At 61.8% G+C, this 24,087-nt stretch carries 21 protein-coding genes; 1 reads left to right on the top strand and 20 read right to left on the bottom strand.

Going from position 1 to position 24,087, the window contains the following annotated elements:
- Positions 1 to 80: 80 nt before the first annotated feature.
- Positions 81 to 2,804, bottom strand: a complete 2,724-nt coding sequence (secA, locus tag K5E80_RS09970) for a preprotein translocase subunit SecA (protein WP_220636004.1) — start codon at positions 2,802 to 2,804, stop codon at positions 81 to 83.
- 76 nt (positions 2,805 to 2,880) lie between these two features.
- On the bottom strand, positions 2,881 to 3,825 hold the full coding sequence (locus tag K5E80_RS09965) for a M23 family metallopeptidase (RefSeq protein WP_220636003.1): 945 nt from the start codon (positions 3,823 to 3,825) through the stop codon (positions 2,881 to 2,883).
- A gap of 27 nt (positions 3,826 to 3,852) precedes the next feature.
- Here K5E80_RS09965 and K5E80_RS09960 point away from each other — a divergent pair, with 27 nt between their 5' ends.
- A complete protein-coding gene (locus K5E80_RS09960; protein WP_220636002.1) occupies positions 3,853 to 4,305 on the top strand; it encodes a DciA family protein in 453 nt (150 codons plus the stop codon).
- On the opposite strand, the gene K5E80_RS09955 is transcribed toward K5E80_RS09960, so the two are convergent.
- From K5E80_RS09955 to mraZ, 18 genes are all read right to left on the bottom strand, one after another.
- Entirely contained in the window at positions 4,292 to 4,474 is a 183-nt protein-coding gene (locus K5E80_RS09955) for a hypothetical protein (RefSeq protein WP_220636001.1), read from the bottom strand. The two genes, K5E80_RS09960 and K5E80_RS09955, sit on opposite strands and share 14 nt — an antisense overlap.
- Positions 4,475 to 4,677: 203 nt before the next feature.
- Complete coding sequence (gene lpxC, locus K5E80_RS09950) at positions 4,678 to 5,592, bottom strand: UDP-3-O-acyl-N-acetylglucosamine deacetylase (protein ID WP_220636000.1); 915 nt, start codon at positions 5,590 to 5,592, stop codon at positions 4,678 to 4,680.
- Between the two features lie 320 nt (positions 5,593 to 5,912).
- Entirely contained in the window at positions 5,913 to 7,079 is a 1,167-nt protein-coding gene (gene ftsZ / locus K5E80_RS09945) for a cell division protein FtsZ (RefSeq protein WP_220635999.1), read from the bottom strand.
- A 117-nt stretch (positions 7,080 to 7,196) separates the two neighbouring features.
- Positions 7,197 to 8,426: a cell division protein FtsA gene (ftsA, locus tag K5E80_RS09940; protein ID WP_220635998.1), complete on the bottom strand. Its 1,230-nt coding sequence runs from the start codon at positions 8,424 to 8,426 to the stop codon at positions 7,197 to 7,199.
- Positions 8,426 to 9,211, bottom strand: coding sequence for a cell division protein FtsQ/DivIB (locus K5E80_RS09935; RefSeq protein WP_220635997.1), 786 nt, complete (start codon positions 9,209 to 9,211; stop codon positions 8,426 to 8,428). Before K5E80_RS09935 ends, ftsA begins: the two co-directional genes overlap by 1 nt.
- Entirely contained in the window at positions 9,204 to 10,124 is a 921-nt protein-coding gene (locus tag K5E80_RS09930; protein ID WP_220635996.1) for a D-alanine--D-alanine ligase, read from the bottom strand. Before K5E80_RS09930 ends, K5E80_RS09935 begins: the two co-directional genes overlap by 8 nt.
- On the bottom strand, positions 10,114 to 11,007 hold the full coding sequence (gene murB, locus K5E80_RS09925) for a UDP-N-acetylmuramate dehydrogenase (protein WP_220635995.1): 894 nt from the start codon (positions 11,005 to 11,007) through the stop codon (positions 10,114 to 10,116). The genes K5E80_RS09930 and murB overlap by 11 nt, the downstream gene beginning before the upstream one ends.
- Positions 11,000 to 12,388 carry a UDP-N-acetylmuramate--L-alanine ligase gene (gene murC, locus K5E80_RS09920; RefSeq protein ID WP_220635994.1) on the bottom strand — a complete coding sequence of 463 codons (1,389 nt, stop codon included), beginning with the start codon at positions 12,386 to 12,388 and terminating at the stop codon, positions 11,000 to 11,002. The genes murB and murC overlap by 8 nt, the downstream gene beginning before the upstream one ends.
- Before the next feature lie 105 nt (positions 12,389 to 12,493).
- Positions 12,494 to 13,558 carry an undecaprenyldiphospho-muramoylpentapeptide beta-N-acetylglucosaminyltransferase gene (murG, locus tag K5E80_RS09915; RefSeq protein ID WP_220635993.1) on the bottom strand — a complete coding sequence of 355 codons (1,065 nt, stop codon included), beginning with the start codon at positions 13,556 to 13,558 and terminating at the stop codon, positions 12,494 to 12,496.
- 100 nt (positions 13,559 to 13,658) lie between these two features.
- Positions 13,659 to 14,834 carry a putative lipid II flippase FtsW gene (gene ftsW, locus K5E80_RS09910; RefSeq protein WP_220635992.1) on the bottom strand — a complete coding sequence of 392 codons (1,176 nt, stop codon included), beginning with the start codon at positions 14,832 to 14,834 and terminating at the stop codon, positions 13,659 to 13,661.
- The gene (murD, locus tag K5E80_RS09905) at positions 14,831 to 16,216 is read right to left on the bottom strand and encodes a UDP-N-acetylmuramoyl-L-alanine--D-glutamate ligase (RefSeq protein ID WP_220635991.1); all 1,386 of its coding nucleotides are present in this window, start codon (positions 16,214 to 16,216) and stop codon (positions 14,831 to 14,833) included. The genes ftsW and murD overlap by 4 nt, the downstream gene beginning before the upstream one ends.
- A 90-nt stretch (positions 16,217 to 16,306) precedes the next feature.
- The gene (mraY, locus tag K5E80_RS09900; protein ID WP_220635990.1) at positions 16,307 to 17,476 is read right to left on the bottom strand and encodes a phospho-N-acetylmuramoyl-pentapeptide-transferase; all 1,170 of its coding nucleotides are present in this window, start codon (positions 17,474 to 17,476) and stop codon (positions 16,307 to 16,309) included.
- A gap of 207 nt (positions 17,477 to 17,683) precedes the next feature.
- Entirely contained in the window at positions 17,684 to 19,054 is a 1,371-nt protein-coding gene (locus tag K5E80_RS09895; protein WP_220635989.1) for a UDP-N-acetylmuramoyl-tripeptide--D-alanyl-D-alanine ligase, read from the bottom strand.
- The gene (locus K5E80_RS09890; RefSeq protein ID WP_246590938.1) at positions 19,051 to 20,505 is read right to left on the bottom strand and encodes a UDP-N-acetylmuramoyl-L-alanyl-D-glutamate--2,6-diaminopimelate ligase; all 1,455 of its coding nucleotides are present in this window, start codon (positions 20,503 to 20,505) and stop codon (positions 19,051 to 19,053) included. Before K5E80_RS09890 ends, K5E80_RS09895 begins: the two co-directional genes overlap by 4 nt.
- Positions 20,502 to 22,223, bottom strand: coding sequence for a peptidoglycan D,D-transpeptidase FtsI family protein (locus K5E80_RS09885; RefSeq protein ID WP_220635988.1), 1,722 nt, complete (start codon positions 22,221 to 22,223; stop codon positions 20,502 to 20,504). Before K5E80_RS09885 ends, K5E80_RS09890 begins: the two co-directional genes overlap by 4 nt.
- A 97-nt stretch (positions 22,224 to 22,320) precedes the next feature.
- Entirely contained in the window at positions 22,321 to 22,596 is a 276-nt protein-coding gene (gene ftsL, locus K5E80_RS09880) for a cell division protein FtsL (RefSeq protein ID WP_220635987.1), read from the bottom strand.
- Positions 22,593 to 23,510, bottom strand: coding sequence for a 16S rRNA (cytosine(1402)-N(4))-methyltransferase RsmH (gene rsmH, locus K5E80_RS09875; protein WP_220635986.1), 918 nt, complete (start codon positions 23,508 to 23,510; stop codon positions 22,593 to 22,595). The genes ftsL and rsmH overlap by 4 nt, the downstream gene beginning before the upstream one ends.
- Positions 23,507 to 23,953: a division/cell wall cluster transcriptional repressor MraZ gene (mraZ, locus tag K5E80_RS09870; RefSeq protein WP_220635985.1), complete on the bottom strand. Its 447-nt coding sequence runs from the start codon at positions 23,951 to 23,953 to the stop codon at positions 23,507 to 23,509. The genes rsmH and mraZ overlap by 4 nt, the downstream gene beginning before the upstream one ends.
- Between the last annotated feature and the right edge of the window lie 134 nt (positions 23,954 to 24,087).

Here is a 24,087-nt window from a genome sequence, read left to right as displayed (position 1 = left end):
TTGGGGTGGGGTGGGGCGTTCAATTTGCCTTTCGCGCATTTTCATCATCAAGGGGGGCGCTGGCGACCATGCGCGTTAATCTAACTCAGCTTGCCGTGGCAGTGCTTGTATTTTTTGCCGCTGCCGCAAGGGCAGGGGTCGTTGCGGCCGATCTTGGGCGCCGCATGCACCGGTTGTTGCGGCCGCTCCTCGACCGTTCCCAGAGCTTCGTCATAGCCGGCATGGTGGTACTGGACGTTCTCGACTTGTGGCGGTGGTTGTTCGGCTTCCTCGATCTGTTCCTGCGAGCGAATCTCGACTGTCATCAGCAGCTTGATGACGTCGGCGCGCACGGCACTTAACAGCGTTTCGAATAGTTCGAAGGCTTCGCGCTTGTATTCCTGCTTCGGATTCTTTTGCGCGTAGCCGCGCAGGTGAATGCCCTGCCGCAGGTGATCGAGTGCCGACAGATGTTCGCGCCAGTGGCTGTCGAGGCTTTGCAACATTACGTTGCGTTCAAAACCATGCCAGGCGGCAGGATCGACGTCGACTATCTTTTGGGCATAGGCTTCGTCGGCTGCGTCGATCACGCGCTTTAATAGGTCATCGCCGTCGAGTTCGGGCTCGGCCTTGAGCCATTCCGCAATCGGCAGATCGAGACGCAATTCAGCTGCCAATGCGGTTTCAAGTCCGGGGATATCCCATTGCTCCTCGACGCTCTCGGGTTGCACATGGAGGCGGAAGGTGTCATGCACGTAGCCCTGCCGCATCGAGGTGATAGTCTCGCTGATGTCTTCCGTCACCAGCAACTCGTTGCGCTGCTGGTAGATCACCTTGCGCTGGTCGTTGGCGACATCGTCGTATTCGAGCAATTGCTTGCGGATGTCGAAGTTGCGCTGTTCGACCTTGCGTTGCGCTGACTCCAGGGAGCGCGACACCAGCGGATGTTCGATTGCCTCGCCTTCCGGCATCTTGAGGCGAACCATGATGGTGTTGAGCCGGTCGCCGGCGAAGATCTTGAGCAGCGGGTCATCCAGCGCGAGATAGAAGCGCGACGACCCCGGATCGCCCTGGCGCCCGGCCCGGCCGCGCAACTGGTTGTCGATGCGGCGTGATTCATGGCGTTCGGAACCGACGATGTGCAGGCCGCCCGCGGCGACTACCTTGTCGTGCAGCTTCTGCCAATCGGCCTTCATTTCCGCGGTGAGTTTGGCTTTTTCTTCTGCACTCAGCGTTTCATTCAAACGAATCGCATCGAGGCGTTTCTCGATGCTGCCGCCGAGCACGATGTCGGTACCGCGACCGGCCATGTTGGTGGCGATGGTGATCTGGGCCGGAAGGCCGGCATCGATGACGATCTGCGCTTCCCGTTCGTGCTGCTTGGCATTCAATACGTTGTGCGGCAGCTTTTCCTTTTTCAGGAGTTCGGACAGCACCTCGGAGTTTTCAATTGACGTGGTGCCGATCAGTACAGGTTGTCCGCGCCCGTTGCAGGCGCGCACGTCGGCAATGATCGCCGTGTATTTTTCATTCGCGGTACGGTAGATCTGATCGTTCTCGTCACGGCGTACCATCGGCTGGTTGGTCGGAATCACCACCGTTTCCAGGTTATAAATCTGGTGGAATTCGTAGGCTTCCGTGTCCGCGGTGCCGGTCATGCCGGCGAGCTTGCCGTACATGCGGAAATAGTTCTGGAAAGTGATCGATGCCAGCGTCTGGTTCTCGGCCTGGATCGCCACGCCTTCCTTGGCTTCCACCGCCTGATGCAGTCCGTCGGACCAGCGCCGGCCCGACATCAGGCGCCCGGTGAACTCGTCGACGATGATGACTTCGCCGTTCTGCACCACATACTGCTGATCGCGCAGGAACAGGCTGTGCGCGCGCAACGCGGCGTAGAGATGATGCATGAGCATGATGTTCGCCGGCTCATAGAGGCTGCCGCCTTCCGGCAAAAGACCTATCTGCGCGAGGATGCGTTCGGCGCTTTCGTGGCCCTGTTCGGTGAGCAGCACCTGATGCGACTTGAGATCGACGGTGTAGTCGCCGCTGTCGCACTCTTCCGGAGTCTTGGCTGCCTCGCCTTTCGTGAGCAACGGCGGCACTGCGTTCATGCGGACGTAGAGATCGGTATGGTCCTCGGCCTGGCCGGAGATGATGAGCGGCGTGCGCGCCTCGTCGATGAGGATCGAATCGACTTCGTCAACAATGGCGAAATTGAGGCCGCGTTGCACCCTCTCACCAGCCGTGTAGACCATGTTGTCGCGCAGGTAGTCGAAGCCGAATTCGTTGTTGGTGCCATAGGTGATGTCAGCCGCGTAAGCGGCCTGCTTGGCATCGTGCGCCATTTGCGACAGGTTGCAGCCGACGGAAAGGCCGAGGAAGCGGTGCAGACGGCCCATCCATTCCGCATCGCGGCTGGCGAGGTAGTCGTTCACCGTCACCACATGCACGCCCTTGCCCGACAGGGCATTCAGATAGGACGGCAGCGTCGCCACCAGCGTCTTGCCCTCGCCGGTGCGCATTTCGGATATTTTGCCGTTATGCAGCACCATGCCGCCGACCAGTTGTACGTCGAAGTGGCGCATGCCGAGCACTCGCTTGCCGGCTTCGCGCACCACGGCGAAAGCTTCGGGCAGGATGTCGTCGAGCGATTCGCCGTTGGCAACGCGCTGCTTGAACTCCGCTGTCTTGGCCGCCAACTGCTCGTCGGACAAGCCCTGCAAGCCAGCTTCAAGTGAATTGATTTTGTTGACTGTGCCACGGTACTGGCGCAGCAGGCGCTCATTGCGGCTGCCGAAAATCTTTTTGAGAATGCCGGAAATCATGAGGGAGGCGTTAACCGTTTGGCAAAACGGCAATTTTATCATGGGGCCATCCAGGCCCCTGAGCTCTTGAAAGCCTTTAACGCCGGGCAACGCGCGTGATGTCGTCGCGGGCCTGTTCGAGGAAGCGGTTGGGATTTTGCGCCACGCCGCGGAAACGGACCTCGAAGTGCAGGTGCGGTCCGGTCGAACGGCCGGTAGTGCCCGACTCGGCTATCACTTGCCCGCGCTTGACCACGCTGCCGAGCTTCACCAGCATGTGTGAGAGGTGCGCATAACGCGTGGTGAGGTCGTTGCCATGATCGATTTCAATGATGTTGCCGTAATCGGGATGGAACTCGGCCGAAACGACGATGCCGGCCGCCGCGGAAACCACTTTGGCGCCGATATCGGCGGGGAAGTCTACACCTGTATGCATGGCACGCTCGCCGGTAAAGGGGTCGATGCGCCAGCCGAAGCCGGAAGAGTTCCATTGCGCATCCACCGGCAGGGTGGTCGGCAGCATGCGTCTGCGCACGCGCTCATCGAACAGGTGCGAATCGAGAAGCGCCAGGGTGTCGGAGCGAGCTTCCACTTCATGCGACAGAGCGTCGAGCGTCTGTTGCAGCTCGTCCGCGGAAAGCGGAGTTGCCTTGAGCAGCGGACCGCCGCGGCCGGCTTCAACCCGATCAGCCGCCCTGAGTTCCTGGGTCTTGATGCCCGCCAGATTCGCCATGCGCTCGCCGAGCGAATCCAGGCGCACCAGCCGCGCCTGCAACTCGCCGACCTTGATGGCCATCACCTTGAGATTTTCCCGCATGAACTCGCTGCGGCGGCGGGAGTCCTCGTTGGTCGTATCACGCACCAGATCCTGCAGGAAAGGCAGGCGAATTTCAGCGGCATGACGCACTGTGACATACGAAAACAGGGAAGAAAGGCCAAATACGAGCATGATGAAACCGACTGCGACGCCCAGCAGCAGGCGCGGTGTGATGGTGATGGTCTTGGCAGTCGCCAGCCGGTTTGAAACAAGAATAATATGCACGCCTATCCTCCCCGCTACGATCAGTCCATGGCCTCACGCAACATTGCCGATTTTCTCAACGCCGACAGTAACCTTGCGCGACTTTCAGCACACGCAGGAAAATTATTAAATCTGCAGCGAATATTCGAACGCGCCGCACCGGCGGCGCTGGCACAGCATGGCCGAGTGGCCAACATGAAACTCGGAAAGGTGGTCATCCATGCCACCAATAGCGCAGTCGCTGCGAAAATCCGGCAACTGACCCCCAGATTGACGGAATCCTTCCGGCAATCCGGGGTGGACGTTAACGAAATACAGGTAAAAGTGCAACCCGGTATCGCTTCGGATAGCGGGAGAAAACAGGAATCCCCTGCCGATATTGGGATTGCAACGAAGCAGGGACTTACATCGCTGGCACAGAGCCTACCTCAGGAGTCGCCTTTGAGAACTGCCTTGGAGCGATTTGCACTACGGGCGCGGATCAGGACTACAAGACGATAAGCCGCTCCAGAAACATCAGGCTGAGGATGACCAGAACAAAAACCAGCGCCCATTTGGCGACGCGTCCCGAGAGACGAAGATAGCGCCGATCGCCGCTGAAGAGATAGGCAACAATACCAGCCCCGATGATGATCACCGTCAGAAAACCGGCAATCCGCAATAGCAGCATAACCTAACCCCCACCCCGTTCCAGGACTAGCCCTGCATGGTTCGTCGGTCTCGACGGCGCAAAGCAGTGCTTTGTGAAGCCCCGACTCAACTTCCGAGGGAAGGAGTGACTGTTGTTCGCGGACTGCGTCCGCTCCGGTTTATTGCTGCTCCGCCTTGTCCCACGGGGATTTTTTTCGGTCAGGGCGGCCCGGCGGCGTAGCGTCATGCCACTTGCGGGTAGAGACCGGCGACAGCGGCCGGCGTGGTTTCGGCCTGTTCGAAAGTCACATATTTCCACGCCTCGGCATCGGCCAGAACGGCGCGCAGCAACTTGTTGTTCAAGGCATGCCCGGATTTGTGGGCGGAAAATTCCGCCAGCAACGGATGGCCGATCAGATACAGATCGCCGACAGCATCCAGCACCTTGTGCTTGGCGAACTCGTTGGCGTAACGCAGGCCATCGGCGTTCAGCACCCGGTACTCGTCCATCACGATGGCGTTTTCCAGACTGCCGCCCAGAGCCAGCCCCTGGTCGCGCAAGGCTTCTATATCCTGCATGAAACCAAAGGTGCGTGCCCGCGCCACTTCTTGCACATAGCGGTTGTCGGCGAAGTCGATGGTGACTTCGCCGCCGGTCTTGTCCACTGCGGGATGATTGAAAACGATCGAAAAGTTGAGGCGGAAGCCCTCATACGGCGACAGGCGTGCCCACTTGTCGCTCTCGCGCACCTCAACCGTCTTCCTGATGCGGACGAATTTCTTCGCTGCGTTCTGTTCTTCGATTCCGGCCGATTGCAGCAGGAAAACAAACGGCGCTGCCGAACCATCCATGATCGGGATTTCAGGCGCGTCAATATCCACATACAGGTTATCGATGCCGAGTCCGGCCAGTGCCGACATCAGATGCTCAACCGTCGCCACCTTGGCGCCGTCTTTTTCCAGGCAGGATGCCATACGCGTATCGCCGACCGTTAAGGGATTGGCGGCAATATCCACTGCCGGATCGAGATCCACGCGGCGAAACACAATGCCCGTGTTTGGCTGCGCCGGCCGTAGCACCAGCATCACCTTGGCGCCGGAATGCAGGCCGACGCCGGTGGCGCGTACAAGGGACTTGAGCGTGCGCTGTTTCAACATGATTTGCACATTTTACGTCAAGGCGATGAAGCGGAGCGCAAAGAGCGGGGCACCGGCAAATGACATGCTTGAAGGCGCGTCATTTGCTGGCGCCTGGCTTTAGCTCCCGACTTAATGCGCATGGTCGCCAGCACCACCCCTGAGGATGAAAGTGCGCAAAGGCAAATTGAACGCCCCCACCCCCGTTCCACGGCCGACTTTGCACAGCCGGCCAGCTGCGGCGGCGCGAAGCAATGCTTCGCGAAACCCCGCCTATGCCCCCGCCCCATTCAGATCGCTACGCTCGATATCACAAGGCGTTCCGTCGCCGCTTTTTCACGTTAATCAGCTTGCTTGCGCAGGAAAGCGGGGATGTCGTACTTCTCCATTCCACTTGCTGACATTGCCTCGACCGCGGCATTGCGGGCGCGATTGGTATGAAAAACCGGCGGCAACGATATCTCGCCATTGCCGCCCTGCATCGCCTCGACGACATAGTTGTCGGTGCCGGTACGCAGCCCGACACCTTCGACCGGCTTCAGCACGGGCGGGCGCTGCTTTGCCGCCTTGCTGCCAAGGCCGGTGGCGACTACGGTGACACGCAGATGGTCTTCCATGGCGTCGTCGAAGACCGTGCCAAAGATGATGGTTGAATCATCTGCCGCATAGGTGCGGATGGTGTTCATCACTTCCTTGACTTCCCTCATGCCAAGCGAACTGCTGGCGGTGATATTCACCAGCACGCCGCGCGCGCCGGAGAGTTCGATGCCTTCCAGAAGCGGGCTGGCAGCGGCCTGTTCCGCGGCGATGCGGGCGCGGTCGACGCCTGTTGCGCTGGCCGAACCCATCATGGCCTTGCCCATTTCGCCCATTACGGTACGCACGTCCTCGAAATCGACATTGACCAAACCAGGCACATTGATGATTTCCGCGATGCCGCCGACGGCGTTCTTGAGCACGTTGTCGGCCGAATGAAAAGCCTCGGTCATGCTGATGTCCTCGCCGAGAACTTCCATCAACTTCTCGTTCAGGATCACGATCAGCGAATCGACATTTTCGGCCAGCGCTGACAGACCCTCTTCGGCGATGCGCAGCCGGTTGCCTTCGAACTCGAAGGGCTTGGTCACCACGGCCACGGTCAGAATGCCCAACTCGCGCGCGACCTCGGCGACGACCGGCGCCGCGCCGGTGCCGGTACCGCCGCCCATGCCGGCGGTGATGAAAATCATGTGTGCCCCTGCCAGCGCTTCGGCGATACGCTCGCGGCTGGCTTCCGCCAAGTCGCGGGCGCGAGCCGGCTTGCCGCCAGCGCCGAGGCCCGGACCCAGTTGCAGCTTGACGCCGGCGCTGGAATTCTTGAGCGCCTGGCCATCGGTATTGGTGCAGATGAACTCCACGCCCTGCACGCCTTCGCGGATCATATGCTCGACCGCATTGCCGCCGGCGCCGCCGACACCGATCACCTTAATGACAGTCGAATCGGATTCCTGATCGATGATTTCAAACATGTTCGCCTCCTTCAATGGCTTGAAAATAACCCGTGCTGCAAAATTGAATCCGGTAGACACACGGAGATATACGCTCCATCTCCACAAAATGCATTCCGGTTTCGTATCCGTATATCATTAAAAATTCTTCTCGAACCACGAACGCATGCGCGCCAGTATCTGGCGCAGCGAACGCGTATCGCTCACCTTGAGGCCGCGCTTTCTTTGCGCCTGGCCTTCCAGGAGCAGACCCATTACCGTTGAGTAGCGTGGATTGCGCACCATGTCCTTCAACGCGGCGTTGTAATGCGGCGCGCCGATCTTCACCGTGTTGTGAAAAATTTCCTCGCCCAGTTCGGGCATGCCGGGCATCTGCGCTGAACCGCCGGTGATGACGATGCCGGCGCGGATCAGACGCTCATGGCCGCTCTTGATCAGCTCTTCGTGCACCTTCTGGAAAATTTCCTCGATACGCGGCTGGATGAAGCCGGCCAGCGTTTGGCGCGACAGAGTGCTGGCGGGACGATCGCCGATACCCGGCACTTCGATCATCTCGTCGGGGTCGGCCATCTGCTGCAGGGCCACGCCGTAGCCGATCTTGATTTCTTCCGCGTCCTGCGTGGAGGTGCGCAAGGCGATGGCGATATCGGAGGTGATCTGGTCGCCCGCGATGGGGATCACCGCCGTGTGGCGGATCGCGCCCTGGGCGAAGATCGCCACATCGGTGGTGCCGCCGCCGATATCGACCAGGCAGACGCCGACATCGCGCTCGTCGTCGGTGAGGACGGCATGACCCGAGGCCAGCGGTTGCAATACCAGATCGGCCACTTCCAGCCCGCAGCGGTGCACGCACTTGACGATGTTCTGCACGGCGGTCACGGCTCCGGTGACGAGGTGCACGTTCACCTCCAGGCGCCTGGCATCCATGCCGATCGGCTCTTTCACCCCATCCTGCCCATCGACGATGAATTCCTGAATCAAGGTGTGCAGTATCCTGTCATCGGCGGAGATGGGGGTCGCATTCGCCGCTTCAACCGCGCGCTCGATGTCGTATTGTGTGACTTCCTTGTCTTTCACCACGGTCATGCCATTTGAATCTTTGCTCTTGATATGGCTGCCTGCTATGCCGGTGTACACGTGCGCCACCTTGCAGCCGGTCATCAACTCCACTTCCTGGATGGCGCGCGAGATTGAATTCACTGTCGCCTCGATGTTGACCACCATGCCCTTCTTGAGGCCGCTTGACTCCTGGCTGCCGATGCCGAGAACCGAGAGATTGCCCTCGGGATCGAGCTCGGCGATGGTCGCCACGATCTTGGAGGTGCCGATGTCGAGGCCGACGATGAGTTCCCGCGTTTCCTTGCTCATCAGGTATGTGCCTCGCGCACCGTAAACCCGTTCGGGTAGCGCATATCGATCATGCCGGGGCGGAAATGGAGCTTTTGTTCAAGCTCAGGATAGGCGGCGACAAAACGCGCCAAACGCTCGCTGACCGGGTGCGCCGTGTCGTCGCGGCCGAGCAGCAGCAGCAGGCCATTGTCGAGCTTGACCTGCCACGCCTGGCGCTGGGAGAGAACCATCTCGCCTGGTTGGCGGCCGAGCGCAGCCAATGCCAGGATGAACTCCTGCCAGCGCGCCAGCATTTGCGCGGCGCTGCCCTCGGGTCCGGAAAATACCGGCAGGTCGGACTCGCTGGCAGCGACGAATACTTCGCCGAAAGTATTCACCAAACGGTATTCGCCATCGGCCTCGCGCCAGCGCGCTGCCGCAACCTGCTCCTCGATGCTGACTTCGATGCCATCGGGCCAGATGCGCCGCACTTCGGCGTGGCGCACCCAGGGCAATTTTTCGAACGATGCGCGCACGGTGCCGAGATTGACGGTGAAGAAGTTGCCGGCGACCGAACTGCGTGCGGCATACTCGATTTGCATTGACGTTACCTGCCTCACATTGCTGGCGACAACCAGTTGGCGCAGGGGAAACACGGGCAGGCGTTGCACACCGACTAGGGCGGCGTAGGCCAGCGCCGTCAGCGCAAATATCAGCAGCACGTCGGCGAGCAGGTTCATCAGCGGCGGCCGGTCCCAGAAAGTATCGGCCGCTGCCTGCGGTTTCTTCCCGCGCTTGCTCGGCTTTGAATTGGCTTTAGCCAAGACGCGCCTCCGCCAGCACTTTCACCACCAGTTGCTCGAAACCGATGCCGGCCGCGCGGGCCGCCATCGGTACCAGCGAATGATCGGTCATGCCCGGCGCCGTGTTGGCTTCGAGCGCATAGGCCCGGCCTGCCGCATCGAGCATCACGTCGATGCGGCCCCAGCCGCGGGCGCCGATCACCTGGAAGGCGTAGAGCGCCAATTCCTGCATCTCCTGTTCCTTGGCAGCGCTGAGTCCGCTCGGAATCAGGTACTTCGTATCGTCGCGCTCGTATTTGGCCGCGTAGTCGTAGTACTCGGTCGCCGGTTCGATCTTGATCACTGGCAGCGGCCGGTCGTCAAGGATGCCCACCGTGTATTCGCCGCCCGACAGGAAGCGTTCGGCCAGCACGATCGAGTCATGGCGCGCCGCCAGCGCATAGGCTTTTTTCAGTTCGGATTTTTTCTTGACCTTGGTAATGCCGATGCTCGATCCTTCATTGGCGGGCTTCACGAACAGGGGCAGGCCGAGCCGGGCTTCCACCGCCGCCAGATCGCTTCTCGGCATCAGCACTTCGTAGTCCGGAACCGGGATGCCGGCTGCCTGCCAGACCAGTTTGGTGCGCCACTTGTCCATGGCCAGCGCCGACGCCAGCACGCCGCTGCCGGTATAGGGAATGCCCATGAATTCGAGCGCTCCCTGCAAGGTGCCATCTTCGCCGCCCTTGCCATGCAGTGCGATGAAGACGCGCTGATAGGCCTCGTCGCGCAGGGCCGAGAGCGGTTTTTCGCTCGGGTCGAAGGCGTGCGCATCGATGCCAGCGGTGCGCAAGGCCTTCAATACTGCCGTGCCGCTCTTGAGGGACACTTCCCGTTCGGCAGAATCCCCGCCGAACATTACCGCTACACGACCGAAATTCTTTTTAGCATTCATCGCCAACAATCCGCACTTCCCGCACCAGTTCAACCCCGAATTTTTCCCTGACCGTTGCCTGTACACGGCCAATGAGCGTTTCTATCTCAGACGCCGTCGCCCTGCCGTCCGGATTAACGATGAAATTCGCATGCTTTTCGGAAACCCGCGCCCCGCCTAGGGAAAAGCCCTTCAGTCCGGCCGCCTCGATGAGCCGCGCGGCATGGTCGCCGGGCGGATTGCGGAACACCGAGCCCGCATTCGGCAATTGCAGCGGCTGGGTGTCGATGCGCCTCTGCAATAGCGATTTGATGTTCTCGCGAATCACCAACGGCTCGCCCACCGGAAGGCGCAACCAGGCCGCAGCAAAAAATTCGTTGTCGAGGTTGGGCCATTCCACGTGCCGGTAGCCGACAACAAAGTCGGATGCATTGCGTTCAATGCGGCCTCCCTGGCGATTGAGCATCAATACGTGTTCGACGCGATCCCAGGTCTCGCTGCCGTGACAGCCCGCATTCATCGCCAGTGCGCCGCCGACCGTGCCGGGAATGCCGGCGAGGAATTCCACGCCGCCCAACGCATGTGCCGCTGCGAAGTGCGCCAGTTTGGGACTGGCGACGCCGGTTTCAACATAAATGAGTGAGGAGTCGGGTTCAATGCGCAGGGTTTTCAAGGTATTGTGGGTGAACACCACCGTGCCCTTGAAGCCGCCATCGCGCACCAGCAGGTTGCTGCCGAGGCCCACTATCAAAAGCGGTTCCGTTGCAGGCAACTGGCGCAGGAATAGCGCGAGATCGTCGAGATCGGCCGGCACATAGGCATGCGCGGCCATGCCTCCGGCACGCCAAGAGACATGGCGCGCCATGGGTTCGTTGTCGCGCAAGGCGCCGCGTAGATCAGCCATTCGCCACCTTTCCTGGCACCGCACCGATGGAACCTGCGCCCATGGTGATTACAACATCGCCGTCGCGCGCGACATCGAGAATCGTCTGCGGCATGGCGGCGATGTCGGCGACGAAGCGCAATTCGCCCTGTCCGGCGGCGCGAATCGCCGCTGCCAGAGTACGGCCGTCGGCGCCCGGAATCGGCGCTTCGCCGGCGGCATAGATATCGCCCAGCACCAGCGCATCGGCGCACGACAGCACGGCAACAAAATCATCGAAGCAATCCCGGGTGCGCGTAAAGCGATGCGGCTGAAAGGCCAGCACGATGCGCCGCCCCGGAAACGCGCCGTGTGCCGCAGCCAGGGTCGCTGCCATTTCAACCGGATGGTGGCCGTAATCGTCGATCAGGGTAAATGCGCCACCTTGTTTTGCGGCAATCTCGCCATAACGCTGGAAACGGCGACCGACGCCCTTGAACTCCACCAGCGCACGCACGATTGCAGCGTCGGGCACGCCCAGCTCGTTTGCCACCGCGATGGTCGCCAGCGCATTAAGCACGTTATGCACGCCAGGCAGATTGAGCGTCACGGCGAAGCGCGACACCTTGCCGTTGGTGCGCACGCAATCGAAATGCATCTGGCCGCCGTCGGCGCGCACGTTCTCGGCACGGATGTTGGCCTGCGGACCGAGACCGTAGGTCACTACCTGCTTCGCTACACGCGGCAGGATGTCGCGCACATTGGCGTCGTCGATGCAGAGCACGGCGACGCCGTAGAACGGCAGCCGGTGCAGGAAGTCGACGAAAGCCTGCTTCAGCTTCTCGAAATCATGGCCATAGGTCTCCATGTGGTCGGCATCGATATTGGTGACCACCGATACCACCGGCGAAAGAAAGAGAAAGGACGCGTCCGATTCGTCAGCTTCGGCGACAAGGAACTCGCCGCTGCCGAGTTGCGCATTGGCACCAGCCGAATTGAGCCGGCCGCCGATGACGAAAGTCGGATCGAGACCGCCTGCCGCGAGGACGCTGGCCACCAGACTGGTGGTCGTCGTCTTGCCATGCGTGCCGGCAATCGCCACGCCCTGCTTGATGCGCATCAACTCGGCCAGCATCTGCGCGCGCGGCACCACGGGAATGTGCCGTTCGCGCGCGGCGATCACTTCCGGGTTGTCTTCCTTCACCGCGGTCGACACCACCACGGCATCGACCTCTGCCACATTCGCGGCACCGTGGCCGATGGCGATGCGGATGCCCAGACCGGCCAGCCGGCGCGTGGTTGCACTATCGGCCAGGTCGGAGCCGCTGATCTGGTAGCCCTGGTTGGCCAGTACCTCGGCGATGCCGCTCATGCCGGAACCACCGATACCAACAAAATGAATTCGTCTGACTTTATGCTTCATGGCAAAACCTTTCACCACCAAGACACCAAGAGCACCAAGGCCCACCGAGGAAATCCATCAAGAATTTCTTGGTGCTACTTGGTGTCTTGGTGGTAAGGATTTTTTTCATTTGGCCAGCTCCATGCAGACCTTCGCCACGACTTCGGCTGCATCGGGCTTGGCCAGCGCGCGCGCCTTTTCCGCCATCTGCTGTAACTGCCCGCGCGGCAAGGTGCGCAGCAGCGAAAGCTTCTCCGCCGTGAGTTCGGCTTGCGGCAGCAGGATTGCCGCACCGGCATCGGCAAGAAAGCGCGCGTTTGAGGTCTGGTGGTCATCCACCGCATGGGGAAAGGGCACCAGAATGCTGGCCATGCCTGCCGCAGCCAATTCGGCGATGGTCAGCGCCCCGGCGCGGCAGATCACCAGATCCGCCCATTCGTAGGCGCCCGCCATGTCCTCGATGAAGGCGACGGCATGCGCCTCGACTCCGGCGCGCTGATAATTTTCGTTCAATGCCCCGAGGTGCTTCTCGCCGGACTGGTGCACCACGTCGGGCCGTTCCTCGGCCGGGATCAGGGCCAGAGCCGCAGGCACTGCTTCGTTCAGGGCCTGCGCGCCGAGACTGCCGCCGACGACCAACAGGTGCAGGCGCCCGCTGCGGCCGGCAAAGCGTCGCTTGGGTGACGGCAATGCAGCGATCGCCGGACGCACCGGACTGCCACACCACTCGCCCTTGTCGAATACGCCGGGGAAACCTGTCAGCACACGGTTTGCGAAACGTGAAAGGACTTTGTTCGCGAGTCCGGCGATAGAGTTCTGCTCATGCAATACCAGCGGTGTTCTGCAGAGCACGGCCATGATGCCGCCAGGAAAAGTGATGAAGCCGCCAAAACCGATCACGACATCAGGTTTGACGCGCTTGATCACCCTGCGTGCCTGCACCAGGCCGCGCAGCAGATTGAAGGGCAGCGTGAGTTTGCGCAGCACACCCTTGCCGCGCAGCGCGCCGAACAGAACCCAGGCGGTTTCATATCCCTTGCCCGGTATCAGCCGCGCTTCCATGCCATCGGGATTGCCCATCCAGACTACGCGCCAACCCAGGTCGCGCAGATAATCGGCCACCGCCAGGCCGGGCATGATGTGCCCGCCCGTGCCGCCGGCCATGATGAGGATGGTTTTTCTTTTTAGCATGGTGCCACGGTGGCGCCGAGGCGCCGTTCAGTAACCCCCGCCCCGGGGCGGGGGAAGGGGGTGGGGGGCTTTGTGGCCCGGATGAGGGGTATGCGGATAGTCATATCCGCATACCCCTCATCACCGAGCGGTTCTCGTAATCAATGCGCAGCAATATTGCCAGCGCCAGGCAGTTGGCGACCACGCCCGAACCGCCGAAACTCATCAGCGGCAGGGTCAGGCCCTTGGTCGGCAGCAAGCCCATGTTGACGCCCATGTTGATGAAGGATTGCACCCCGAACCAGATGCCGACGCCCTGCGCCACGAGCCCGCCGAAGATGCGATCGAGCAGCAGCGCCTGGCGGCCGATGGCAAAGGCGCGTTGTATCAGCAGCGCGAAAGCGCACACCACGATGGCGACACCGGCGAAGCCCAGCTCCTCGGCGACCACCGCGAGCAGGAAATCGGTATGCGCCTCGGGCAGGTAGAACAGTTTTTCGACACTGGCGCCGAGTCCGACGCCAAACCACTCGCCGCGACCGAAGGCGATCAGCGCATGCGAGAGCTGGTAGCCGCGGCCGTACTCGTCCTGCCAGGGATCCATGAAACCGAAAATGCGTTCGCGCCGGTAGGGTGAGATCCAGATCAGGATCACGAAGGAGACCATCAGAAACACGAAGAGGAAGCTGAACAGGCGCGCGTTGATGCCGCCGAGGAACATGATGCCCATGGCGATGCTGATAATGACGACGAAGGCGCCGAAATCAGGCTCGCGCAACAGCAGTCCGCCGACCAGCACCATTACCATTGCCATCGGCACGAAGCCACGGCGGAAGGAATCCATATCGGCGAGTTTGCGCGTGGTGTAGTCGGCGGCGTAGAGCACCGCGAACAGCTTCATCAACTCGGAGGGTTGCAGGTTGATCGGTCCCAGCGGCAGCCAGCGTTGCGCGCCATTCACCGAGCGCCCGATGTGGGGAATGAGCACGATGCCGATCAGGACGAAGCCGACGACGAACAGCAGCGGCGCGGCCTGCTGCCAGAAACGCACCGGAATCTGGAATGCCACTACGCCGGTGACGAAACCGATGGCGAGGAAAATGCCGTGCCGCAGCAGAAAATAGGAAGACTGGTAGCCGGTGAACTTGCTGCCTTCGGCAGTGGCGATCGAGGCCGAGTAGACCATCACCAGCCCGAACAGCAGCAGGCCAAGCGCCGACCACACCAGCAGCGGATCGAGTTCCGCCACGCGCTGCTGGCGCGGCGCAAAGGCCCTGGACACGGCCGGCGCGCTCATGTGGCAACTCCCAATAATTTTTGCACGGCGGCAATGAATACCTGGGCGCGATGTTCGTAATTGCGGAACATGTCGAAACTGGCGCAGGCCGGCGAAAGCAAAACCGCGTCGCCAGCCTGCGCTTCCTGGGCGGAAATGAGAACGGCATCTTCCATGCTGGAGGCCCAATACAATGGAATGTTTTTGCCCAGGGCAGCGGCAATCAGCAGCGCATCGCGACCGATCAGCACGACCGCCCGCGCATGTTTTTTCGCCGCATCGCGCAGCGGCGAAAAATCCTGCTCTTTTCCTTCCCCCCCCAGAATCAGCACCACCGGCCGGCCCATGCCTTTCAATGCGGCTACCGTGGCGCCGACGTTCGTTCCCTTCGAGTCGTCATACCAGTCGATGCCGTCCGCGCTGGCGATTTTTTCGACCCGGTGTGGCAGGCCGCGAAACGTGCGCAGGCCGTGCAGCAGATCAATTGGCGGTAAGCCGATGCTGGCACACAGGGCCAGCGCCGCCATCGCATTCGCCGCATTGTGCAAACCCGTCAGCGGCAGTTCGGCAAGCGGCAGCAGCAAGCGGTTGCCCTGCGCGATCCACGCTGCGCCGCTCTGCTCGCGCAGGCCGAAATCCGCTTCCTGATCCGGCGCGTCAAGGCCGAAGGTCATTATCCGACGTCCCGCTCGTGCCATCTTCTCCACGCGCGCATCCCGACGATTGAGAACCTGCATGCCGTCGCCGTCGAAAATGCGGGCTTTGGCGGTCGCATAATCATCGAGGCCGTGATAACGATCCAGATGATCGTCGGAAATATTGAGCACTGTCGCCGCGTCGGCCGCCAGGGTCGCCGTGGTTTCGAGCTGAAAACTGGAAAGCTCCAACACCCAGATGCGCGGCGGCTTGCCGGCATCGACCCGGTCCATCAGCGCATCCAGCGCGGCGGGTGAAATATTGCCGGCGGTGACGGCATCCAGCCCCGCCGCATTGCAGAGATGGCCGGTCAGCGCCGTGGTGGTGGTCTTGCCGTTGGTGCCGGTGATCGCCAGTATTTTGCAATCACTGCGCCAGCCGAGATCGCGCAGGCCCTGGGCGAAGAGCTCGATCTCGCCGACCACGGGGATGCCTTGCGCACGGGCCGACACAACGACCGGCAAGCTCGCTGCCAAACCCGGCGACAGGGCGAGCAGGTCGCTGCCTTGCAACAGCAGGTTGTCGAACTCGCCATGACGAAACTCCGCTGCCGGCACCGCGCGGCGCAAGGCGTCGAGGCCCGGCGGTGCGGCGCGCGTATCGGCGACGCGTACAAGTGCCCCCTGGCGCGCGCACCAGCGTGCCATCGCCAGTCCCGATTCGCCGAGGCCGAGAATGAGTACTGATTTTGCGGTTAGCTCATTCATAAGATCTATTAGCCACAGAGATCACAGAGTGCACAGAGGAAGGCGGCGGTTTTCTCTGTGAACTCTGTGTCCTCTGTGGCTGCTTGGTTTTCATCTGATTTTCAACGTCGACAAGCCAAACAAAACGAGCAGAATCGTGATGATCCAGAAGCGCACGACCACCTGCGTTTCCTTCCAGCCGCTTTGCTCGAAGTGGTGATGCAGCGGTGCCATGAGCAAAATGCGGCGTCCCTCGCCGTAGCGTTTCCTGGTGTACTTGAACCAGCCGACCTGGATCATTACCGACAGGGTTTCGGCGACGAAAACGCCGCCCATGATGAAGAGCAGGATTTCCTGCCGCACCACTACAGCCACCGCGCCCAGCGCAGCGCCCAGCGCTAAGGCGCCGACATCGCCCATGAATACCTCGGCCGGATAGGCGTTGAACCAGAGGAAGCCCAGCCCGGCGCCGGCCAGCGCGCCGCAGAACACAATGAGTTCGCCCGCGCCGGGAATATAGGGAATGAACAGGTATTTGGCATACACGGCATTGCCGGTGAGATAGGCAATGAGGCCGAGCGCGGCGCCGACCATCACCGTCGGCATGATCGCCAGTCCGTCGAGACCGTCGGTGAGGTTCACCGCATTGCTGCTGCCGACGATCACCAGATAGGTCAGCAGGATAAAGCCGAACATGCCAAGAGGATAGGATATCGTCTTGAAGAAGGGTACGATCAGGTCGGCCTTGGAGGGCAGCTCCAGCGTGAAGCCGCTGCCGATCCATTGCATCACGAGCTGGATGACTTTCTCGTTGTTGGGGGCGGAAATCGAAAACACGATGTAGATCGCGGCGATCAGTCCGATCAGCGACTGCCAGAAGAACTTGGCCTTGGCCGAGAGACCCTTGGGATTGTGATAGACCACCTTGCGCCAGTCGTCGACCCAGCCCACCGCGCCGTAACCGAGCGTGACGATAAGCACGATCCAGACGAAGCGGTTCGACAGGTCGACCCAGAGCAGGGTCGAGATGCTGAGCGAAATCAGGATCAGCGCGCCACCCATGGTCGGCGTGCCGGCCTTGACCAGGTGCGTCTGTGGCCCGTCGTTGCGCACCGCCTGGCCGATTTTTTTTGCCGTCAGCCAGCGAATGACGGCGGGACCGGCAATGAAGGAAATGGTCAAGGCCGTCATCGTCGCCAGCACGGCGCGCAAAGTGATGTAGTTGAAGACGTTGAAGGCCCGGATATCGGTCGCCAGCCAGCGTGCAAGATTAAGCAGCATGGAAACCTCTGTGAAGGGAAAAGGACTGAGAGGGAAGGGGGAAGGGGGAAGGGGGAAGGGTGTTCGTGCGCGGCGACGCGCTGTGGGCCAAACTGGCTGTCGCGTTCATCGCGACAAAGCAAACGCTATGCGCGGAGGTGCTGGTTTTACCCTTCCCCCTTCCCCCTTCCCCCTTCTCCACCTCTTGGCCATATCTACGCATATCTGTCACTCCTCACCGTCCTTCGCCAGAAGCGCATCTACTATCCGCTCCATGCGCATGAAGCGCGAGCCCTTGATCAACACCGTGGTATTCGCATCGAGTTCCTGGCGCACGGCCTTGACCAAATCTTCAATACGTTCGAAATGTGTTCCATGTTGACCGAAATTATGCGCGGCAGCCACGGCGAGCGAACCGAGGCAATAGAGCCGGTCTATGCCCTGACTCTTGGCATAGCCGCCGAGCTCGTCATGGAACTGGCCGCCCGCGGCGCCGACTTCGCCCATGTCGCCCATCACGAACAGGCGTTTGCCCGGCAGTTGCGCCAGCACGTCGATGGCGGCGCGCATCGAGTCCGGATTGGCGTTATAGGTGTCGTCGATCAGCACGGCGCCGTGTTTCCCGGCCTTGCGCTGCAAGCGTCCCTTGGCGCCGCGATAGCCGGCCAGTCCCTTCACCACCGCAGCGAGCGGCGCTCCGGCGGCAAGGCAGGCTGCGGCGGCGGCCAGCGCGTTCAGCACGTTGTGGCGGCCCGCCAGTTGCAATTCAAAACCGGCATCGCCCAGCGGCGTGTGCAGCGTCATGTGGCTGCGCAATTGCGCGCATTGCACCGTGGCGCCGATATCCGCCGCCCTGTCGAGGCCGAAACTCTGCATGCGCTGGCCAGCCGCCAGCTCGCGCCAGATGGCGGCGTGCGGATCGTCGGCATTGATGATGGCGACGCCGTCGCGGTCGAGTCCCTCGAAGATCTCACCCTTGGCCCGGGCCACGTTGGCGAGGCTGCTCAGGCCTTCGAGATGCGCACGCTGCGCATTGTTGATGAGCGCCACGGTGGGACGCGCGATGCGGGTCAGATAGGAGATTTCGCCGGCGTGGTTCATGCCCATTTCGATTACAGCCGCGCGATGTCGTTCGCGCAATTGCAGCAACGTGAGCGGCAGGCCGATGTCGTTATTGAAATTGCCGCCGGTCGCCAGCACCTGGTCCTCACCGAGGTGGGCCGCCATGATGGCCGCACACATGTCCTTCACCGTGGTCTTGCCGTTGCTGCCGGTGATGGCGATGAGCGGAATCGCGAAGCGGGTGCGCCATGCGGCGGCCAACTGGCCGAGTCCGAGCCGCGTGTCGTCGACCACCAGCAGCGGCAGCTTGTCATCGGCATGGGCCGCGGCCCATTTCTCGTCCACCATTGCCGCCGCCGCGCCTTGCGCAATCGCCGCGGCGACGAAATCGTGGCCGTCGAAGCGCTCGCCGCGCAGGGCGATGAACAGGCCGTCCTTGACGATGGCGCGCGAATCCGAAAAGACGGACGTAAATGTCATGTCGGCGTTTGCTGTCCGGGCGCCGAGCAGGGCTGCCGCTTCGGAGATTCGCATCATGGGCGCTGCTCCAGCGCGCGTTGCGCCGACCCCAGGTCGGAGAAGGGCTGCCTGACGCCGGCAATTTCCTGGTAGGTCTCGTGTCCCTTGCCGGCCAGCAGGATCACATCGCACGCGTCCGCTGCCACAATGGCTTTGCGGATCGCCACGGCGCGATCCAGTTCGACCAGTGGTTTTGTTTGCATGCCGGTGGCGATCTGGGCGGCGATATGTGCGGGGGCTTCGCCGCGCGGGTTGTCGCTGGTCACCACCACTCCGTCCGCCAGTCGCTCCGCCATGGCGCCCATCAGGGGCCGCTTGCCGGGATCGCGCTCGCCGCCGCAACCAAACAGGCAAATCAGTCTGCCATGGCGCGCGCTGGCAATTTCACGCAGCGTGGTCAGCGCCTTGTCGAGCGCATCGGGCGTGTGCGCGTAATCGACCACTACCAGCGGTTGCCCCTTGCCGCCGATTGCCTGCAAGCGTCCCGGCGGCGGCGTAACCGTGGCCAGCGCCGCGCCGGCCTGTGCCGCATCGATGCCCAGCGCCTGCAGGCTGCCGAACACGGCGAGCAGGTTCGACACATTGAAGCGGCCGATCACCGGCGCCGCGACCGGCATGCCGTTGACGCTGAACTCGACGCCGGTCGCGGGCATGTGTATGTCATCGGCAAGCAGAAGTTTATCGGTGACGCGCGCCTGTTGAGGATTCAGCGAGTAGCCAAGGGTGCGCACCCTGCCGCGTAGCGAAGCGGCCAATTGAACGCCGCAGGGATCGTCCAGATTCAGCACCGCGGTTTTCAGGCCGGGCATGGCAAACAGACGGGCCTTGGCAGCGGCGTAGACGTCCATGTCGGCGTGATAGTCGAGATGGTCGCGCGTCAGATTGGTGAACACGGCGGTGTCGAAGATCACACCGTTGACGCGCCCCTGGTCAAGACCGATCGACGAGACTTCCATGGCGCAGGCAGTGGCGCCCTGAGCGAGATAACTCGCCAGGCCGCTGTGCACGGCAATCGCATCCGGTGTGGTGTTCGGACTTTCCTCCAGGCGGCCAGGAAAACCGTTGCCCAGCGTTCCCATTACCGCGCAACGCTGGCCGAGACTGCCGAGTGCCTGCGCAATCCATTGCGATACCGAGGTTTTGCCGTTGGTGCCGGTGACGCCGATGACTTGCAGCTTTTCCGAGGGCCGGCCATACACCAGATGCGCGATTTCGCCGAGCAGCTTGGCCAGGCCTTCCACCGCAAGGCTCGGCACGCCAGGTTCGATGGCTTTGCTCGGCTCTGCGTCATAGAGCACTGCTGCCGCGCCACGATGCACAGCATCATTGATGTAGTCGCGTCCATCGCGGCTGGCGCCGTGGCAGGCGACAAATATATCGCCGTGCTGAATGCGCCGCGAGTCGAGGCAGAGCCGGCTGGTATTCACCCCCTGCCGTTGCAGAGCTTCGATGACCGTCACGGCGTTCACATTTCCTCCTTGACGGGATCGCTGCTTGTCGGCCGCAATTGTTGCGGCCCATCCTGCGCTACGCCGAGTGTGCGCAGCGCACCGGCCATGACGCGCGAGAACACCGGCGCTGCGACATCGCCGCCGTAATAAATACCGGTCGATGGTTCGTCCACCATGACGGCAATCACCAGACGCGGATCCGAGGCGGGGGCGAGACCGACGAAGGAAGCGACATACTTGTTGGCGTAAGCGCCGCCTTCGATCTTGTGCGCGGTGCCGGTCTTGCCGCCGGCCCGGTAGCCGGGAACGAAGGCCTTGGGCGCGGTGCCGCCTTCGCCCACCACCATCTCCAGCATGTTGCGCACTTCATGCGCGGTCTGTGCGGTGAAAATCTGTTTGCCGACCGGAACCGGGCCATCGGCCTTGGTCAGGGACAAGGGAATCAGGTCGCCGTCACGGGCGAAGACCAGGTAGGCATGCGCCAGTTGCATCAGCGTCACCGAGATGCCGTGGCCATAGGCCATCGTCGCCTGTTCGATCGGCTGCCATTTGTTCCAGGGCCGCAGGCGACCGCCGACTTCGCCGGGGAAGCCGAGCTTCAACGGACTGCCGAAACCAAGCCCGTCGAACATGCGCCACATCGATTGCGGCGGCAATGACAAAGCCATTTTTGCGGCGCCGACGTTGGAAGATTTCTGGATCACCTGCGCCACGGTCAGCATGCCGTGCATATGGGCGTCGTGGATGGTCGCGTTGCCCACGGTCATGCGCCCGGGCGCGGTATTGATCAGCGTGTCATAACGGAATTTGCCCTGTTCCAGCGCCAGTGCGGCTGTAAATGGTTTCATCGTCGAGCCCGGCTCGAAGGAATCCGTGAGTGCGCGATTGCGCAGCTGCGCGCCGACCAGTCCCTGGCGATTGTTCGGGTTATAGGTCGGCAGGTTGGCCAGCGCCAGCACTTCTCCGGTTCTGGCGTCGATGACCACGATGCCGCCGGCCTTGGCCTTGAACTCGGCGATGGCCTGACGCAGATTGGTATAGGCGAGGTACTGGATCTTGTCGTCGAGCGCGAGCACGATGTCGCGCCCGTCCTGCGGCGGCTTGATGCTTTCGACATCCTCGACGATTTCGCCGCGCCGGTCCTTGATGACGCGGCGGCTGCCCGCCTTGCCAGACAATGACGCGTTCATCGCCAGTTCGACGCCTTCCTGTCCGCTGTCGTCGACGCCGGTGAAGCCGAGCATGTGCGCGGTGACCTCGCCGCCGGGGTAGTAGCGCCGGTATTCCTGCTGCTGGTGAATGCCAGACAGCTTCATCTGCACAATGCGGTCGGCGACTTCTGGAGGAATCTGCCGCTTGATGAAGACGAAGTCGCGATCCGAGGCGAGCTTGCGCGTCAGTTCCCGAACATCCATTTCGAGCAGGCGGGCAAGGTTGCGCACCTGTGCCGGCTGCAAGCGGGCGTCGTCGGGAATGGCCCAGATCGATTTCACGGGCGTCGACATCGACAGCATTTCGCCATGACGATCCATGATGCGGCCGCGCGTTGCGGAAATTTCCAGCACGCGTTCATAGCGCGCTTCGCCTTTTTCCCGCAGAAAATCGTTGTGGATGCCTTGCAGATAGAGAGAGCGGCCGATCAAAGCCACGAAGCAGGCCAGCAGCACCAACTGCAACAGCCGCGAGCGCCAGATCGGCAGCGGCTGCGAGAGCACGGGGCTGTTGGAGAACTTCATGAATACAATAGCCGCGCAAGCGGCTCACAAAGCTCCCCTCTCCCGCAGGGAGAGGGGTTGGGGGTGAGGGAAACAGCGGCTCGATTTAACATCGACATTATCGAGAGACTCCACTGCCAAGCGACATTATCTGGCTGGCCGGCGGCGTTTTCATTTGCAGCTTTTCGCGCGCGATTTTTTCCACGCGGGCATGATTGGCCCAGGTGCTTTGTTCAAGCTGCAACTGCCCCCACTCGACATCGAGTGCATGCATGCGCGTCTGTTCGCGATCGAGTTCGATGAACAACTTGCGTGCGCGATGGTTCGACGCCACGATGGACAGGGCGCAAATCAGCGCGACCAGAACGAGGATGGTGTTCAGCCGCGAATTCACGCGCACTTCTCCGCAACCCGCATCACCGCGCTGCGCGCGCGCGGGTTGGCCTTGACTTCGACCGCGCCGGGGAACACCGGCTTGCCGACCAGGCGCAGGCGCGGCGGCGGCAGGTCGGCGGCGCGCACCGGCACGCCCTTGGGCGGCTGCACCGGTTGCGATTGTTCGCGCAGATAGCGCTTGACGATGCGGTCTTCAAGGGAATGAAAACTGATCACCACCAGGCGTCCGCCCGGCGCCAGGCGATCGGTGGCCTGGGGCAGGCTCAACGCAAGCTCCTCAAGCTCGCGATTGATGAAAATCCGTAGAGCCTGAAAGCTCCGCGTCGCCGGATGCTGGCCCGGTTCCCGCGTGGGCACGGCCTTTTCCACGAGCGCGGCAAGTTGTCCTGTTGTGGATATACCGCGCTCGCTCCGAGCAGCAACAAGCGCCTTTGCAATCGCATGAGCAAACCGTTCTTCGCCATAGTCCTTGAGTACCTCCCCTATTTCACGTTGTGATGCCCGCGCCAGCCATTCGGCGACGGTTTCCCCCTGCGTGGTATCCATGCGCATGTCGAGCGGCGCATCGAAGCGGAAACTGAATCCCCGTTCCGCCTCGTCGAGCTGCGGACTCGAGACGCCGATATCCATCAGCACGCCATTCACCGCGTTGATCTGCAGCCGGTCGAGCACGTCCGCCAATTCGCCGAACCAGGCATGCCCCAGCGTCAGGCGCGGGTCGGCGATGGCCTGGCCCGCGGCAATGGCGGCCGGATCGCGGTCGAGCGCGATTAATCGTCCCTTCGGGCCGAGCCGATCCAGGATCGCGCGGCTGTGGCCGCCGCGACCGAAGGTCGCATCGACGTAGATTCCATCCGGCTTCACTGCGAGTGCCTCGACGGCTTCGGTCAGCAGCACGCTGACATGGTTCATAGCGTGAGGTTTTCAAGGCCCGGCGGCAGCAACTTGTCGCCGAGCGAGAAGATCGCCTCCTGCTGCGCCTTCCAGCCGGCATCGCTCCAGATTTCGAAATGGCTGCCTTGCCCTACCAGCCATACCTGCTTATCCAGGCCGGCATAGCCACGCAGTTCAGGCGCGACCAGCAAGCGGCCGGCGCCATCGAGTTCGGCATCCACCGCAAAGCCCACCAGCAGACGACGCAGCATCGCCGACTGCATTTCGAGACTGGGCGCGGCAAGAATTTTGTCGCGAATGGGCTCCCATGCGGCTTGCGTATAAAGCAGCAGGCAGCGATGCGGATGGGCAGTCAGGACGAGGTGCCCATCGGACAGGGTGGCCAGCAGATCGCGATGACGCGCAGGTATCCCCATGCGTCCTTTTGCGTCCAGATTCAGTGCCGCCGCTCCTTGAAACACGGAACCCCCTTTTTGGGCAGGAATCACCCCGATTCCCACTTTCTCCCACTTCTTCCCACTTTAGGGGAGAAGTTTCTTGCGGTCAAGGGGGAAACCGTGATTTTTTCTTGGCAGGACAAAGACTTAGGACGGCT

The organism is Georgfuchsia toluolica, from assembly GCF_907163265.1.
GTDB classification, from domain to species: Bacteria; Pseudomonadota; Gammaproteobacteria; order Burkholderiales; family Rhodocyclaceae; genus Georgfuchsia; species Georgfuchsia toluolica.
The sequence above is the reverse complement of the archived record's forward strand: the minus strand, read 5'-3'. Positions and strand labels throughout refer to the sequence as shown.

What these genes read in the sequence shown, in the direction of transcription:
- mraY (WP_220635990.1), bottom strand. Translation starts at nt 17,476, where the DNA reads ATGCTGCTTAATCTTGCACGCTGGCTGGCGACCGATATCCGGGCCTTC.
- secA (WP_220636004.1), bottom strand. Translation starts at nt 2,804, where the DNA reads ATGATTTCCGGCATTCTCAAAAAGATTTTCGGCAGCCGCAATGAGCGC.
- murD (WP_220635991.1), bottom strand. Translation starts at nt 16,216, where the DNA reads ATGAATGAGCTAACCGCAAAATCAGTACTCATTCTCGGCCTCGGCGAA.
- lpxC (WP_220636000.1), bottom strand. Translation starts at nt 5,592, where the DNA reads ATGTTGAAACAGCGCACGCTCAAGTCCCTTGTACGCGCCACCGGCGTC.
- ftsW (WP_220635992.1), bottom strand. Translation starts at nt 14,834, where the DNA reads ATGAGCGCGCCGGCCGTGTCCAGGGCCTTTGCGCCGCGCCAGCAGCGC.
- ftsA (WP_220635998.1), bottom strand. Translation starts at nt 8,426, where the DNA reads ATGAGCAAGGAAACGCGGGAACTCATCGTCGGCCTCGACATCGGCACC.
- K5E80_RS09960 (WP_220636002.1), top strand. Translation starts at nt 3,853, where the DNA reads ATGGCCTCACGCAACATTGCCGATTTTCTCAACGCCGACAGTAACCTT.
- K5E80_RS09930 (WP_220635996.1), bottom strand. Translation starts at nt 10,124, where the DNA reads ATGAATGCTAAAAAGAATTTCGGTCGTGTAGCGGTAATGTTCGGCGGG.
- murC (WP_220635994.1), bottom strand. Translation starts at nt 12,388, where the DNA reads ATGAAGCATAAAGTCAGACGAATTCATTTTGTTGGTATCGGTGGTTCC.
- murG (WP_220635993.1), bottom strand. Translation starts at nt 13,558, where the DNA reads ATGCTAAAAAGAAAAACCATCCTCATCATGGCCGGCGGCACGGGCGGG.
- rsmH (WP_220635986.1), bottom strand. Translation starts at nt 23,510, where the DNA reads ATGAACCATGTCAGCGTGCTGCTGACCGAAGCCGTCGAGGCACTCGCA.
- murB (WP_220635995.1), bottom strand. Translation starts at nt 11,007, where the DNA reads ATGGCTGATCTACGCGGCGCCTTGCGCGACAACGAACCCATGGCGCGC.
- K5E80_RS09885 (WP_220635988.1), bottom strand. Translation starts at nt 22,223, where the DNA reads ATGAAGTTCTCCAACAGCCCCGTGCTCTCGCAGCCGCTGCCGATCTGG.
- ftsZ (WP_220635999.1), bottom strand. Translation starts at nt 7,079, where the DNA reads ATGTTTGAAATCATCGATCAGGAATCCGATTCGACTGTCATTAAGGTG.
- K5E80_RS09955 (WP_220636001.1), bottom strand. Translation starts at nt 4,474, where the DNA reads ATGCTGCTATTGCGGATTGCCGGTTTTCTGACGGTGATCATCATCGGG.
- K5E80_RS09895 (WP_220635989.1), bottom strand. Translation starts at nt 19,054, where the DNA reads ATGATGCGAATCTCCGAAGCGGCAGCCCTGCTCGGCGCCCGGACAGCA.